The sequence below is a fragment of the Pseudomonas sp. genome (assembly GCF_049300855.1).
In the GTDB taxonomy this organism is placed as follows: domain Bacteria; phylum Pseudomonadota; class Gammaproteobacteria; order Pseudomonadales; family Pseudomonadaceae; genus Aquipseudomonas.
On record NZ_JBAQKH010000054.1, the window covers coordinates 238017 to 251742 of the forward strand.

At 61.2% G+C, this 13726-nt stretch carries 13 protein-coding genes; 4 read left to right on the forward strand and 9 right to left on the reverse strand.

All coding sequences use genetic code 11. The annotated features are described in order from the left end of the window. Positions 1–2 precede the first annotated feature (2 nt). The 8 genes from WA225_RS26320 to WA225_RS26355 form a co-directional block, all read right to left on the reverse strand. A complete protein-coding gene (locus WA225_RS26320; RefSeq protein ID WP_422610385.1) occupies positions 3–845 on the reverse strand; it encodes an AraC family ligand binding domain-containing protein in 843 nt (280 codons plus the stop codon). Next, positions 842–1831 carry a hydrolase gene (locus WA225_RS26325; RefSeq protein WP_422610386.1) on the reverse strand — a complete coding sequence of 330 codons (990 nt, stop codon included), beginning with the start codon at positions 1829–1831 and terminating at the stop codon, positions 842–844. The genes WA225_RS26320 and WA225_RS26325 overlap by 4 nt, the downstream gene beginning before the upstream one ends. An 86-nt stretch (positions 1832–1917) precedes the next feature. Then, positions 1918–3384 (reverse strand): M16 family metallopeptidase, encoded by a 1467-nt coding sequence (locus tag WA225_RS26330; protein ID WP_422610234.1) that lies wholly within the window; start codon positions 3382–3384, stop codon positions 1918–1920. Further along, complete coding sequence (locus WA225_RS26335; RefSeq protein WP_422610235.1) at positions 3377–4720, reverse strand: M16 family metallopeptidase; 1344 nt, start codon at positions 4718–4720, stop codon at positions 3377–3379. Before WA225_RS26335 ends, WA225_RS26330 begins: the two co-directional genes overlap by 8 nt. Positions 4721–4821: 101 nt before the next feature. Beyond that, positions 4822–5424: a 16S rRNA (guanine(966)-N(2))-methyltransferase RsmD gene (gene rsmD / locus WA225_RS26340; protein ID WP_422610236.1), complete on the reverse strand. Its 603-nt coding sequence runs from the start codon at positions 5422–5424 to the stop codon at positions 4822–4824. Beyond that, on the reverse strand, positions 5424–6911 hold the full coding sequence (locus tag WA225_RS26345; RefSeq protein WP_422610237.1) for a M16 family metallopeptidase: 1488 nt from the start codon (positions 6909–6911) through the stop codon (positions 5424–5426). The genes rsmD and WA225_RS26345 overlap by 1 nt, the downstream gene beginning before the upstream one ends. Continuing rightward, on the reverse strand, positions 6904–8259 hold the full coding sequence (locus WA225_RS26350) for a M16 family metallopeptidase (protein WP_422610238.1): 1356 nt from the start codon (positions 8257–8259) through the stop codon (positions 6904–6906). Before WA225_RS26350 ends, WA225_RS26345 begins: the two co-directional genes overlap by 8 nt. Positions 8260–8411: 152 nt before the next feature. Next, a complete protein-coding gene (locus WA225_RS26355; protein WP_025112092.1) occupies positions 8412–8606 on the reverse strand; it encodes a hypothetical protein in 195 nt (64 codons plus the stop codon). On the opposite strand from WA225_RS26355, the gene ftsY reads away from it, so the two are divergent. From ftsY to rpoH, 4 genes are all read left to right on the forward strand, one after another. Next, the gene (gene ftsY / locus WA225_RS26360; protein WP_422610239.1) at positions 8605–10119 is read left to right on the forward strand and encodes a signal recognition particle-docking protein FtsY; all 1515 of its coding nucleotides are present in this window, start codon (positions 8605–8607) and stop codon (positions 10117–10119) included. The two genes, WA225_RS26355 and ftsY, sit on opposite strands and share 2 nt — an antisense overlap. Next, positions 10116–10787, forward strand: coding sequence for a cell division ATP-binding protein FtsE (ftsE, locus tag WA225_RS26365; protein ID WP_008065082.1), 672 nt, complete (start codon positions 10116–10118; stop codon positions 10785–10787). The genes ftsY and ftsE overlap by 4 nt, the downstream gene beginning before the upstream one ends. Continuing rightward, the gene (gene ftsX / locus WA225_RS26370) at positions 10784–11809 is read left to right on the forward strand and encodes a permease-like cell division protein FtsX (RefSeq protein WP_064116278.1); all 1026 of its coding nucleotides are present in this window, start codon (positions 10784–10786) and stop codon (positions 11807–11809) included. The genes ftsE and ftsX overlap by 4 nt, the downstream gene beginning before the upstream one ends. A gap of 115 nt (positions 11810–11924) precedes the next feature. Then, complete coding sequence (gene rpoH / locus WA225_RS26375; protein ID WP_003229146.1) at positions 11925–12779, forward strand: RNA polymerase sigma factor RpoH; 855 nt, start codon at positions 11925–11927, stop codon at positions 12777–12779. A gap of 181 nt (positions 12780–12960) precedes the next feature. Here rpoH and mtgA read toward each other — a convergent pair whose 3' ends face one another. Next, the gene (mtgA, locus tag WA225_RS26380) at positions 12961–13683 is read right to left on the reverse strand and encodes a monofunctional biosynthetic peptidoglycan transglycosylase (protein ID WP_422610240.1); all 723 of its coding nucleotides are present in this window, start codon (positions 13681–13683) and stop codon (positions 12961–12963) included. Positions 13684–13726: the final 43 nt, after the last annotated feature.

Here is a 13726-nt window from a genome sequence, read left to right on the forward strand (position 1 = left end):
GGTTATGGGGTGTCTGAGGGAGTCTGTCGGGCACTGCGATACGCAGCGGGTCCTACGCCATAAGCCTGCTTGAACTGTCGGCTCAAATGGCTCTGGTCGGCGAAGCCCAATTGCGTGGCGACCTCCACTGGAAGACAGCCGTGCTGCAACAGCGCCCGCGCCTGGGCGATGCGTTGCTGCATCAGCCAAGTGTGTGGCGGCATGCCGGTCGCGCGGCGGAACACCCGGGCGAAGTGGAACGGCGACAGATTGACCGCCGCTGCGAGTTCTTCCAGCGATGGCGGCGCGGACAGTTGCGCGTGTAGCAATTCCTTGCCCAGCAACACCGCGCGGTGTTCCTTGCCGGCCCGACCGGGAACCGGCACTGCCGCGTGACGCTGCAACAGCAACAGCATCATTTCGCGCCACACCGTTTGCTGTTGCAGCGCACTGGCCGGGCTTTCCAGCAAACGGTGCAGTTGCGCAAACCCGTTGACCAGATCCGCATCGCGATACAGCGTGGCGCCGAACGCCGGCAGATTGCTGGTGGACAGTTCCAGTTCATCCAGCAGCGAAACGATCTGTGAAGTGTCGGGATAAAACGCCCGGTATAGCCAGCCGTCCTCGGTACCTTTGTGTCCGGTGTGCAGTTCATCCGGATTGATCAGCACCAACGTGCCGCTGCCGGCCAGATGTTCGGCGCCGCGATAACGGTAACGCTGGGCACCGGCCATGATCATGCCGATCACGAAGCCGTCGTGCACATGCGGGGCGAAACGCTGCTCGATGTAGCGCGCCGACAACAACTCGACCCCGGCCAGCGGCGCGGTTTGCCAGAAGCGGATCGACTCGCCCTGACCGCTCATGCGGGCACGCGGGCCAGCCATTGCGGGATGCGTCGCTCCAGGTAGTAACCGGGCTGACGCAGCGAGCCATCGACGAAGCCAACGTGCCCGCCGCGTGCCTGCAATTCAAATGCGGTCGAGGTCGACAGCTCACTGGCCGACGGCAAGCTGTGGGGGAACACGAACGGATCATCCGCGGCTTGAATGATCAGGGTTGGCGTGCGGATTTCGCCGAGGAAATAGCGACTCGAAGCCCGCCGATAGTAATCCTCGGCATCATCAAAACCGTGCAATGGCGCAGTGACCCGGCCATCGAAATCCCAGAACGTGCGCATGTTTTCCAGTGAGCCAAGCGCCGCCAATGCTGCCAGACCGTCCTTGCGCCCGTCATGCTGGAATTGCCGTTGCTTGTTCTTGATGTAGGCGACCATCTCGCGCATGAAGTGCGCTTGATAGACCTTGGAGAATCCCAGGCCGATACGATCGGCGCATTGATCAAGACGAAACGGCACCGACACCGCCACTGCACCGAGTACACCGCTGGCGCTGCCGGTTTCCCCGAGATATTTGAGCAGCACGTTACCGCCCAGCGAATAGCCGACGGCATACAACGGCGCCAGCGGGCGTTTGGCGCGCAGGTGCTTGATGGTTTCGGCAAGGTCTTCGCTGGCGCCGGAGTGATAGCTGCGCGGCAGCAAATTCGGTTCGCCAGAGCAGCCGCGCCAGTTCAACGCAACACTGGCCCAGCCTTGATCAGCCAGTGACTTCTGGATGCCCGCTACATAAGGCGAATTGGAGGAACCGGTGAGCCCATGCAGCACTAACACCAACGGCGCCTGCGCCGTGTGCGGGCCGTGCCAGTCGAGGTCGAGAAAATCGCCATCCTCGAGCCACAAGCGTTCTCGTTCGCGCTCCAGGTGCACGGTTTTGCGCCACAACGGGCCCCATAACGTTTGTAGATGCGGGTTGCCCAGGCCGAAGGCCGGAGTGAAGCGGGGGCTGGGCATCAGGGACGGTGGTTGCACGGCAAATCTCGACAGGTCTTGCGCAAAGCGGCAGGCGCAACGGGCGCCGCCGCTTTCAGTGAAAGACGCTAACTTGCCACAAAGCCCGGATTGACGCGACACCTGTGCTGGTCGGTTGGATCGGACGGTGCACTGACAGGCGGCAGTGGCAGTTGCTCGACAGTGGCCCCCACCGTCACCACTTGCCAACCGTCTGCGGCCACATGTTTGTTCAGGGCTTGCCGAATGTCTTCGAGGCTCAGTCGCTGCACCTGTTGTGCGGTGTAGTCCAGATCGAGCGGTAAGTCATGGCGATTGATTTTCACCAGTCTGGCCACTATCTGCCGGTTGCTGGCACTGCTCATTGCGCTCATGTCGGCCAGCCTGCGCTTGAGTTGATCGAGCTCCTCTGCGGTCGGCCCGTCACGCACAAAATCGCTGAGCAGAGAACGCAGCAACGTCTCTGTGCCCACACTGAACTGCGCGCCGGTTTGCAGGGTGATGGTCAGCAGGCTGCCTTGCGCCCACTCTTCGATTTCACTGCTCGCCTCATACACCAGGCCGTGTTTGTAGCGCAGTTCTTTCATCAGGCGACTGTTGTGGGTGCCGCCCAGAATCAGGTTGGCGGCGTACAGCGCAACGTAATCGGCGTGCCCGCGCGGCACGATGGGCTGCGCGAGCAGCAGGTGAGTCTGTTGCTGCGCACGTTCGATATGACTGCCCACGACAGGGTCTGGCGCTGGCGACACGGAGGCGGTGACGGTTGCCGGTTCGCCTGCGGCGGGCAAGGCGTTGCTGATCTGCAGGCTGAACGCTTTTGCCTGTTCCAGCGTCAGGTCGCCTACCAGGGTGATTTGCGCAGTCTGCGCAACATAGTGCTGTTGATGGAAATTGCGCACGGCCGAGTGAGTGATAGCTGCCAGGCCCTGCTCGGTGCCGTAGACCGGATGCGAATAAGGACTGTTCGGGGCCAGCAGGGTCTTGATCCGTTGCTTGCTCAAATGGCCGGCATCGTCTTGCTGAAAAGCCAGTTCAGCGCGCAGTTCGTTTTTAATAGGGCTCAGACGTTCTTCGCTGAGCAGCGGCTCACCGACGATCTGCGTCAGCAGGTTTAGGGCCGGGGTGCTTTTTGCCGGATCGCTCAGGCTGCGCAACGAGAACGTGGCGCGCGCGTGGTCGATCTCCATGTTCAGTTCTGCACCCAGGCTGTCAAAGGTTTCGGCGATGGCGGCCTGATCCTTGCCGGGCACGCCCTCAGTGAGCATGCCAAACGTTGCCGTCGCGAGCCCCGCCATAGCGCTATCGCGGGCGCTGCCTGCAGCGAAGCTGATGTGGACATCGAACATCGGTAACTCGGTGGTGCGGATGAACAATACTTTGCTGCCCGACAGGGTTTTCCAGCCTTTGATGGTCAGCGCACGTGGCGCGGTTGCCGGGGCTTTCAGCTCCAGCAGCGATTGTAAATGAGCTGTCGGCGCGGGCAGGTTCTGATCATCGGCGGACGCCAGCGGGATCAGCCCGGCGCCGAGCAGCACGAGGCAGGAAAGTTTATTCATGGGGCTTCTCCACGTGGACGTGGGCGACGCTCAAGCGTTCGCGGGTCAACCAGGTCGCGGCGACCTGGCGAATATCCTCCGGGGTCACTTGTTTGAGTGCTTCAGCGTCTTGATCCCTCAGGTTCCAGGGCAGATCGATGCTGCGCAGGGTCGCCAACTCAGTGGCCTGTTGCTCGATCGAGTCCTGTGCATAAACGTGCCGCGCGATCAGTTGGGTGCGGGCGCGCTCTAGGTCTTCCAGGGTCGGCGCGGTGGCGTGCAGTTCCTCGATCAGTCGCCAGATGCGTGCTTGCGCGGCATCGAGGTCAGTGATGGCCGGATCAGCCAGTTCTGCGGTCAATAGCAACAGCGTGTCACCGCGCGTCAGGTCTTCGTAATGACTGTCGACCTTGCTGAACAGTTGTTCGGCGAATTGCAGGCGTTTCTGCAGGCGTGCGCTATTGGAACCGGCCAGCAGCATATTGATCAGCCGCAAGGCATGTACGGTGTGTGGGTCTTTCGCCGTGGCCATTCCCGGAACGTTGAATGCCATGAGCAGGCGAGGTGTGTGTGTCGAGACACGCAAGGTCAACTTGCGCTCGCCGGGACTTTCCAGTTCCACGGGCCTGAGCAGGCGCGGAACGTGACGCTTGGCGAGCACGCCGAAGTAACGTTCGGCCAACGGTTTGACCTGCGCCAGCGTGACATCGCCAACAATCACCAGCACGGCATTGCCTGGGGCATACCGGGTTTCATACCAGCGCCGAAGTTCGGCGTCGTTGACGCGATGCAAATCATGCATCCAGCCGATCACGGGCGTGCGTGAGCTACTGGCGAGCTGGGCGATGGCGGTGAAGCGTTCCAATGCGCGTGCGGCGCCATTGTCGTCAACACGCAGATGACGTTCTTCGCGGATCACGGCCATTTCCGCTGTCAGATTTTCGCTGCGCAGGGCGGCGGTGGACATCAGGTCAGCCATCAATTCGAACGTCACCCCCAGATAGCGTGGCGCCAGTGTCTGGTGATATGCCGTGGCATCTTCGGTGGTGAAAGCGTTTTCTTCTGCACCCAGCGCTTGCAGAATCGCCGAGGCTTCGTCGGCGCAGGTTTTGCTGCTGCCTTTGTAGAGCATGTGTTCGAGGATGTGCGAGAGCCCGGTCTGCCCCGGTGCCTCGTCGCTGGAGCCGACCTTGAACAGCAGGTGAGAGGTGACCAGCGGCGCGCGATGATCTTCCCGCACGAGGATCTGTAGGCCGTTGTCCAGGGTAAACGCGTGAGTTGGCGGGGCAGGGGCGGCCAGCGCGATCAAGGGCGCCAGGCAGAGAAAAAGCAGCATCCGGCTGCAGAATGTGTCCATACGAGAAGTGTCCTCAGTGGTTAACGCAGGTTGCGGCAACCACTGTGACGATCTTCATTGGGCGATGTGCTGTAACTATCTACCGCACTTTCAGCCGTGTTTCAGGCGCTGCGCTGCCACAGCGCGTAATAAACCCGCCCGGATTTCTGCTCGCGGTGCAGGCGCCAGTTGCCCGGCAGGCCTAGCGTCGACGGCGCGGTTTCGCTTTCAGTGTAGATCCACGAGTCATCCGCCAGCCACTGGCGTTCTTCCAGCAGGGTGCAAACGGCTGGCAACAGGTTCTGATTGAACGGCGGGTCGAGGAACACCAGATCGAACGCGCTGGCGGTCTGGGTTTCCAGATAACGCAGGGCGTCGGCGGTCTGCACTTGACCGTTGGTGCAGCGCAGGGTGCCGAGGTGCTCTTTCAGGCTGGAGACGGCAATGTTGCTGGCATCCAGCGCCTGGCCCATGGCCGCGCCACGCGACAGCGCTTCGAGAAACAGCGCGCCGCTGCCGGCGAACGGGTCGAGCACTTTGGCCCCTTCAACGTACGGTGCCAGCCAGTTGAACAGGGTTTCACGCACGCGATCCGGCGTCGGGCGCAGGCCCGGCGCGTCGGGGAAACTCAGCTTGCGGCTGCGCCATTGGCCGCCAATGATGCGCAACTGGTTCACACCGTTGTGAACGTTTTGCGCAGGTTTTTTGGGTGCTCGAGTTGCCATTAATGCTCCGGAACCCCGAGCGGTTGCTCGGCAGGTTTATCAGATGGGGCCGGTAACGGCTTTTGCGGCACGGTTGGACCCGCGGTGACGATGACCATTTTGTCCGTGCTCAGGTGTTTGTTCAGGGCGTCGCGGACTTGTTCCACGGTCAGGCTTTGCGACTGACGCATGAAGTCGTCCAGGTAGCTCAACGGCAGATTATAGAAGCCCATCGCCCCGAGTTGGCCGACGATATCGGCATTGCTCGCGGTGGACAGCGGGAAGCTGCCGGCCAGTTCGCGCTTGGCGTCGTCGAGTTCTTTCTGCGTCGGCCCGGTTTTCAGGTAGTCGGCGAGTACGTCCTGCACCAGTTTCAGGGTGCCCTCGCTCATTTCCGCGCGGGTCTGCAGGTTGATCATGAACGGGCCACGCGCCTGCATCGGGCTGAAGGCCGAGTACACGCCGTAGGTCAGGCCACGTTTCTCACGGACTTCGCTCATCAGGCGCGTGCCGAAACCGCCACCACCGAGGATCTGGTTGCCCATCGACAGCGCCGCGTAATCCGGATCGTCACGGTCGATGCCCAGTTGCGCGAGCATCAGATTGGTCTGCTTCGACGGGAACTCGATGTGGTGGGTGCTGGCTTTCGGTTCCTGCGGCTGAGCGATCTTCGCCAGCGCCGGGCCTTTGGGCAGTGCACCGGAAACCTGATTGGCAATCGCCTCGGCTTCCGCGCGAGACAAATCGCCGACCAATGCAATCACCACGTTGCCAGCCGCGTAGGCCTTGGCGTGGAATTCACGCAATTGCGCGAGGGTGATCTTCGGCACGCTTTGCGGATTGCCGTCGCTCGAGTGCGCGTACGGGTGATCGCCGTACAGACGCTTCATCAGCTCAAGGCTGGCGAGTTTGCCGGGGTTCTGTTTCTGGTATTCGAAACCGGCGAGCATCTGATTTTTGATGCGCGCGAACGAGTCGGCCGGGAAGGTCGGTTTGCCGATGACTTCCGAGAACAGCTTCAAGGCAGGCTCACGCTTGTCGGCGGCACTCAGGCTGCGCAACGAAGCCAGCGCCATGTCCTTGAAGGCACCGTTGCCGAAATCCGCACCCAGGCCTTCGAAGCCTTGAGCGATGGCGCCGACGTCTTTACCGGCGACACCTTCGTTGAGCATCGCGTTGGTCAGCACCGCCAGACCTGACGCGCTGCCATCCTGGCTGCTGCCAGCGGCAAAGATCAGGCGCATGTCGAACATTGGCAGTTCGTGGGCTTCGACGAACAGCACCTTGGCGCCTTCGGCGGTGTTCCAGGTTTGCACGTCGAGCTTGCGGCTGGCCGGGGCCTTGCCGTCGAGTTCGGCCAGCGATTGCAGCTTCTGGCTGGTTTTGGCGTTATCCAGTGCTTCGCTGGCTTTGCTCTCGGCACTTGGGATCAGGTAGAACGCGGCAGAGCCGATCACCGCCACGGCGATCAGGCCGAGCAGCAGGCGTGGGGATTTGCGCTCACTCATGAGTCGTCTCCAGTGGCAGGACGTGGGCGACGCTGAGACGTTCGCGGGTGAAATACAGCTTGGCGGCGTTCTGGATGTCTTGCGGGGTCACGCTTTCCAGATCGGCGAGTTCGGTGTCCATCAGTTTCCACGACAGGCCGACGGTTTCCAGTTGACCAATCGCCGTGGCCTGGCTGGTGATCGAATCGCGTTCGAAGACCAGGCCAGCGATCACTTGGGCACGCACGCGCTCCAGTTCTGCGGCGGACGGCGCGGTGGTTTTCAGCTGTTCCAGCAGCTTCCACAGGCCGGCCTCGGCTTGCGCCATGGTCTTTTTCTTTTGCGTGTTCGGGGTTGCCGACAGGGTGAACAGGCTGTCGCCACGGGTGTAGGCGTCGTAATTCGACGAACCGCCGGAGACCAGCTCTTCGCCGCGCTCCAGTTGTGTCGGGATGCGCCCGCTGTAACCGCCGTCGAGCAGCGCCGAGATCAGACGCAGAGCGTTGACCGAGCGCTTGTCTTCAGCGGTGGCGATGCTCGGCACGTTGAAACCGAGCATCAGGCTCGGCAGCTGCGTCTGCACGTGCAAGGTGATCTGGCGTTCGCCGGGTTCGGCCAGTTCCAGCGGCTTTTTCGCCGGTGGCACGTCACGCTTGGCGATCGGGCCGAAGTAGCGCTGGGCGAGGGTTTTCACTTCGTCCGGGGTCACATCGCCGACTACCACCAGCGTGGCGTTGTTCGGCACGTACCAGGACTGGTACCAGTGGCGCAGCTCTTCGACCTTCATGCGGTCGAGGTCAGCCATCCAGCCGATGGTCGGCGTGTGGTAACCGCTGGCCGGGTAGGCCATGGCTTTATAGCGTTCGTAGGCCTTGGACATCGGCTTGTCATCAGTGCGCAAGCGGCGCTCTTCCTTGATGACTTCGATTTCCTTGGCGAACTCGTCGGCCGGCAGGCGCAGATTGGCCATGCGGTCGGCTTCCAGTTCGAATGCTACGCCCAGACGGTCGCGGGCCAGCACCTGGTAATAGGCGGTGAAGTCGTCGCTGGTGAAGGCGTTCTCTTCGGCGCCCAGATCGCGCAGGATCAGCGACGCTTCGCCGGGGCCGACTTTCTCGCTGCCCTTGAACATCATGTGCTCAAGCGCGTGAGACAGACCGGTCTGGCCCGGGGTTTCGTAGCTGGAGCCGACCTTGTACCAGACCTGCGAGACCACCACCGGCGCGCGATGGTCTTCGCGCACGACGACCTTGAGGCCGTTGTCGAGGGTGAATTCGTGAGTCGGTTGCGGGTCGGCCGCCAGGGCCGAAAGGGGCAGGCAGACTGTGCTGAGCAGCAGGCCTGCGGCGCGGCGGGCTAGAGCATTCATTCGTTTTTTAACCTGTTGGGCTGCCCGCTTGGTCTTAGCCTAGGCGGGCGAGGAGGTGCTAGGATACTGATCCGTTTTACTGGCGGCCACGCCTATCAAGCCACTGATCGGTCGATAGGTTGTATGGGTTCCCGGCAGAAGCTTTGAGTTTGTCAGCTAAACTCTGCGTTTTCGCCGACGATGCCGTTCCAGTCCTTCGTATTAATCGACCTTTGAGGTGCCTGTGGCGCCTCGACAAAATGTTGCGCGTGAACAAGCTGGATGAAACACAGTCTGTTCTGCATCGAATATTTATTTGCCGGGGCGCCCTTATGGCGCGTCGCTACCGTGAGATAGCCGTCCTCCATGTTTGGTTCCAACGACGACAAGAAGACCCCAGCTGCGGCTGGCGAGAAGAAAAGCCTGTTCGGATGGCTGCGTAAGAAACCGCAGGAACCCGTCGTCGAACAGCCGCCCGCGATTCCTGAGCCTGCGCCGCAACCTGCTCCGGTTATAGAAGAAGAACCGGCACCGATTGTGCTGCCGATTGCCGAGCCGGTGTTGCAACCGGTTGAGCCTGAGCCTGAGCCAGAAGCGCCAGTGGCGGCTGAACTGCCGCTGACGCCGGTGGCTGAGCCATGGTTGACCTTGCCAGTGGCGGAAGAGCCGGTGGCACTGGTTGAAGACGCGCCGCATGTCACGCCAGTGATTCCTGCGCCTGCCGCGTTTGTTCCCGAAGTGGCGCCGGCGCCAGTGGTTGAGCCGGTTGTCGAGCCTGCGCCGGTTGTTGCTGAGCCTGTTGCGCCCGTGTTTGTTGCGCCTGTTGTCCAACAGCCCGAGCCCGAGCCCGAGCCTGCACCTGCACCTGCACCGGTTGTCGCTGCTCCTGTTACTCCAGTTGAAGTGATCGCCGAGGCCCCCGTCGAAGCCCCGCGCACCGAAGAAACCAAAGCCGGTTTCTTCGCCCGCCTCAAGCAAGGCCTGTCGAAAACCAGCGCCAGCATCGGCGAGGGCATGGCCAGCCTGTTCCTCGGCCGCAAAACCATCGATGACGATCTGCTCGATGACCTCGAAACCCGTCTGCTGACCGCCGACGTCGGTGTCGAAGCCACCACGCAAATCATCCAGCGCCTGACTCAGAAGGTCGCCCGCAAAGAGCTGGCCGACGCCGACGCGCTGTACAAATCCCTGCAGGCCGAGCTGGCCGCGATGCTCAAACCGGTCGAACAACCGCTGAAAATCGCCTCGCAGAACAAGCCGTTCGTGATTCTGGTGGTGGGCGTCAACGGCGCCGGCAAAACCACCACCATCGGCAAGCTGGCGAAGAAGCTGCAACTGGAAGGCAAGAAAGTCATGCTCGCCGCCGGTGATACTTTCCGCGCCGCTGCCGTGGAGCAACTGCAGGTCTGGGGCGAGCGCAACAAGATCCCGGTGATCGCCCAGCACACCGGCGCCGACTCGGCTTCGGTGATCTTCGACGCCGTGCAGGCCGCCAAGGCCCGCGGTATAGACGTACTGATCGCTGACACTGCCGGCCGTCTGCACACCAAAGACAACCTGATGGAAGAACTGAAAAAGGTTCGCCGGGTGATTGGCAAGCTCGACGCCGACGCACCGCACGAAGTGTTGCTGGTGCTCGACGCCGGTACTGGCCAGAACGCCATCAACCAGGCCAAGCAATTCAACCAGACCGTCGAACTGACCGGTCTGGCGCTGACCAAGCTCGACGGCACCGCCAAGGGCGGGGTGATTTTCGCCCTGGCCAAGCAGTTCGGCCTGCCGATTCGCTACATCGGCGTCGGTGAAGGCATCGACGATCTGCGTACCTTTGAAGCCGAACCCTTTGTCCAGGCACTGTTTGCCGAGCGGGAGCGTTCATGATTCGTTTCGAACAGGTCGGTAAACGCTACCCGAACGGTCACGTCGGCTTGCATGAGCTGAGCTTTCGAGTCCGTCGTGGCGAGTTCTTGTTTGTCACCGGCCACTCCGGTGCCGGTAAATCCACCTTGTTGCGCCTGTTGCTGGCGATGGAACGTCCGACCAGCGGCAAACTGCTGTTGGCCGGGCAAGACCTGAGCACCATCAGCAACGCGCAGATTCCGTTTCTGCGCCGGCAGATCGGCGTGGTGTTCCAGAATCACCAGTTGCTGTTCGATCGTACGGTGTTCAACAACGTCGCCTTGCCACTGCAGATTCTCGGGCTGTCCAAGGCTGAAATCGCCAAGCGCGTCGATTCGGCGCTGGAGCGCGTGGCGCTGTCGGATAAAACCGATCTGTACCCGGGCGACCTGTCCACCGGTCAGCAACAGCGCGTCGGCATTGCCCGCGCCATCGTGCACCGCCCGGCCTTGCTGCTGGCGGACGAACCGACCGGTAACCTCGACCCGCGTCTGGCGGCGGAAATCATGGGCGTGTTCGAAGACATCAACCGTCTGGGCACCAGCGTGCTGATCGCCAGTCACGACCTGGCGCTGATCGCGCGCATGCGTCACCGCATGCTGACCCTGCAACGCGGCCGATTGATCGGTGACGGGGAGGCCGGCGAATGAGTGCGACACGCAGTCCGAAGGTTTCCGAACGCGTGGCCCCAAAAGCCGCCGATCCGCAGCCGCCGAAGAAGAAAAAGCACGACGATGACGATGGTCCGGACTTCGCCACGCTATTCCGTGCGTGGATTGAAAGCCATCGCGCCAGCCTGCTCGACAGCCTGCGTCGTCTGGGCAAACAGCCGATCGGCAGTTTCTTCACCTGCATGGTGATGGCTGTGGCGCTGAGCCTGCCGATGGGCTTGTCGCTGTTGCTCAACAACGTCGAGCGTCTGGGCGGTTCGTGGCAGCGTGCGGCGCAGATTTCGCTGTATCTGCAACTCGACGCCAGCCCGGAGCAGGGCGAGTCGCTGCGCGAGCAGATCAAAGGCATGCCCGGCGTAGCTGATGCTGAATATGTCGGCCGTGACCAGGCGCTGGAAGAGTTCCAGCAACAGTCCGGGTTGGGCGAAGCCCTGCGTGAGTTGCCGGAGAACCCATTGCCGGGCGTGGTGCTGGTCACCCCGAACGAAGTCGACAAGCCGACCCTGGAAGCATTAAGACAAAAACTTTCCGAGCTGCCCAAGGTACAACAGGCGCAACTTGATCTAGTCTGGGTCGAGCGTCTGGCTGCCATCCTCAAGCTTGGCGACCGTTTTGTTTTCGGTCTGACGGTGCTTTTGGTTTCTGCATTACTTTTGGTGATAGGCAATACCATTCGTCTTCATATTGAAAACCGCCGCACCGAGATAGAAGTGATTAAACTCGTCGGCGGCACTGACAGCTATGTGCGTCGTCCCTTCCTTTATATGGGCGCGTTGTATGGCTTCGGTGCGGGACTGTTGTCCTGGGGTGTATTGGCGTTCGGCCTGAACTGGCTGAACGACGCGGTGGTTGGACTGGCCGGCTTGTACGGCAGTGATTTCGCGCTGGCCGGAGTGCCAGTTGCCGATGGTCTGTCGCTCTTGCTTGGCGCGGTGCTGTTGGGTTATATCGGTGCATGGATTGCAGTCGCACGTCATCTCAGGGAGCTGGCGCCGAAGTAGAATCTTTTTTGCGCGTGATTGACCTTGCGGTTTTTTTGGGAACTTGCACTTGAATTCCCGGTCAATTTTTCGCAGTGCCGAGAGGCACGAGTATGTAAGTGGGAGGTTTTTTCGTATGACCAATTCTTTGCAACCTGCGTATGCGTTGGTTCCGGGTGCGAACCTGGAAGCTTACGTGCACACCGTCAACAGCATTCCATTGCTGACGCCGGAGCAGGAGCGTGAACTGGCCGAGAGTCTCTACTATGAGCAGGATTTGGGGGCGGCTCGGCAGATGGTGCTCGCCCACCTGCGTTTTGTCGTACACATTGCCCGTAGCTATTCCGGCTACGGTCTGGCTCAGGCTGACCTGATCCAGGAAGGCAACGTCGGCCTGATGAAGGCCGTGAAGCGTTTCAACCCGGAAATGGGTGTGCGTCTGGTGTCGTTCGCCGTGCACTGGATCAAGGCGGAAATTCACGAGTTCATCCTGCGCAACTGGCGCATTGTGAAGGTCGCGACCACCAAGGCCCAGCGCAAGCTGTTCTTCAACCTGCGCAGCCAGAAGAAACGTCTGGCGTGGCTGAACAACGAGGAAGTACACCGTGTGGCGGAAAGCCTCGGCGTCGAGCCGCGGGAAGTGCGCGAGATGGAAAGTCGCCTGACCGGCCATGACATGGCCTTCGACCCGGCTGCTGAAGCCGACGACGACAGCGCTTTCCAGTCGCCGGCCAACTACCTGGAAGACCACCGGTACGACCCGGCGCGTCAACTGGAAGATGCCGACTGGAGCGACAACTCCAACCACAACCTGCACGAAGCGCTGGAAGTGCTGGACGAACGTAGCCGCGACATCCTCTACCAGCGCTGGCTGGCAGAAGAGAAAGCCACGCTGCACGACCTGGCGCAGAAGTACAACGTGTCGGCCGAGCGAATCCGTCAGCTCGAGAAGAGCGCGATGAACAAGCTCAAGTTGTCGATCGCCGCATAACCGGCGCCTCGGCAATAAAAAACGCCCCGATCAGCGATGATCGGGGCGTTTTCATTTCAGGCTTCACACAAAATCCATGTGGGAGCGAGCTTGCTCGCGAAAGCGGAGTGTCAGTCACCGCCACTGCTGAATCATCCACCGCATTCGCGGGCAAGCCCGCTCCCACAGGGGATCTTCAGCGTTATTCAGACCAAGGTGCCCGGCGTGAATCGTTGAGCCCCAGCAAATAGCTATCCCCACCCAACTGACTCATCTGCTGGCGAATCCACCCGGCCCGGCGCGACACATAAGCGGTCGGATGGCTCGCGCTCCACACACGTGGATTGGGCAGAACAGCCGCCAGATAACTCGCCTGCTGCCGTGACAACGACTTCGCGCTCACACCAAAGTGATGGCGGGCTGCGGCTTCGGCGCCAAACACCCCGTCATCCCACTCGACGCTGTTCAGGTACACCTCAAGAATCCGCTGCTTGGGCCAGAACACCTCGATCAACGCGGTAAACCAGGCTTCCAGGCCTTTGCGCAGATAGCTGCGACCGGCCCACAAGAACAGGTTTTTCGACACTTGCTGACTCAGCGTGCTGGCGCCGCGAATCGAGCCGCCCAGTTCGTTATGGGCGAGCGCTGCCTGAATCGCACTGAAGTCAAAGCCCCAATGCTCGGGAAACTTCTGATCCTCACCGGCCATGACCGCGACTTTGAGGTCATCGGAAATCTCATCCCACGGCTTCCAGGTACGTTGCAGATCAATCGGCTCGCCATCGACCCAGGATTCGACTTTGCGCTCGACCATCAGCGCCGTGCCCGGCGGCGGCACGAAGCGAAACACCAGCACCAGCAAGATGCTGCCGCCCGCGAACCAGAGCAGGGCCTTCGTGAGACGACGGAAAATAGTACGCAGCATAGAGATGGCTTGGCCGAACCGGTGGAGCGGGCCATTATACAGA

What these genes read in the sequence shown, in the direction of transcription:
- WA225_RS26330 (WP_422610234.1), bottom strand. Translation starts at nt 3,384, where the DNA reads ATGAATAAACTTTCCTGCCTCGTGCTGCTCGGCGCCGGGCTGATCCCG.
- ftsX (WP_064116278.1), top strand. Translation starts at nt 10,784, where the DNA reads ATGAGTGCGACACGCAGTCCGAAGGTTTCCGAACGCGTGGCCCCAAAA.
- mtgA (WP_422610240.1), bottom strand. Translation starts at nt 13,683, where the DNA reads ATGCTGCGTACTATTTTCCGTCGTCTCACGAAGGCCCTGCTCTGGTTC.
- rsmD (WP_422610236.1), bottom strand. Translation starts at nt 5,424, where the DNA reads ATGGCAACTCGAGCACCCAAAAAACCTGCGCAAAACGTTCACAACGGT.
- WA225_RS26350 (WP_422610238.1), bottom strand. Translation starts at nt 8,259, where the DNA reads ATGAATGCTCTAGCCCGCCGCGCCGCAGGCCTGCTGCTCAGCACAGTC.
- WA225_RS26335 (WP_422610235.1), bottom strand. Translation starts at nt 4,720, where the DNA reads ATGGACACATTCTGCAGCCGGATGCTGCTTTTTCTCTGCCTGGCGCCC.
- WA225_RS26325 (WP_422610386.1), bottom strand. Translation starts at nt 1,831, where the DNA reads ATGCCCAGCCCCCGCTTCACTCCGGCCTTCGGCCTGGGCAACCCGCAT.
- ftsE (WP_008065082.1), top strand. Translation starts at nt 10,116, where the DNA reads ATGATTCGTTTCGAACAGGTCGGTAAACGCTACCCGAACGGTCACGTC.
- ftsY (WP_422610239.1), top strand. Translation starts at nt 8,605, where the DNA reads ATGTTTGGTTCCAACGACGACAAGAAGACCCCAGCTGCGGCTGGCGAG.
- WA225_RS26320 (WP_422610385.1), bottom strand. Translation starts at nt 845, where the DNA reads ATGAGCGGTCAGGGCGAGTCGATCCGCTTCTGGCAAACCGCGCCGCTG.
- WA225_RS26355 (WP_025112092.1), bottom strand. Translation starts at nt 8,606, where the DNA reads ATGGAGGACGGCTATCTCACGGTAGCGACGCGCCATAAGGGCGCCCCG.
- WA225_RS26345 (WP_422610237.1), bottom strand. Translation starts at nt 6,911, where the DNA reads ATGAGTGAGCGCAAATCCCCACGCCTGCTGCTCGGCCTGATCGCCGTG.
- rpoH (WP_003229146.1), top strand. Translation starts at nt 11,925, where the DNA reads ATGACCAATTCTTTGCAACCTGCGTATGCGTTGGTTCCGGGTGCGAAC.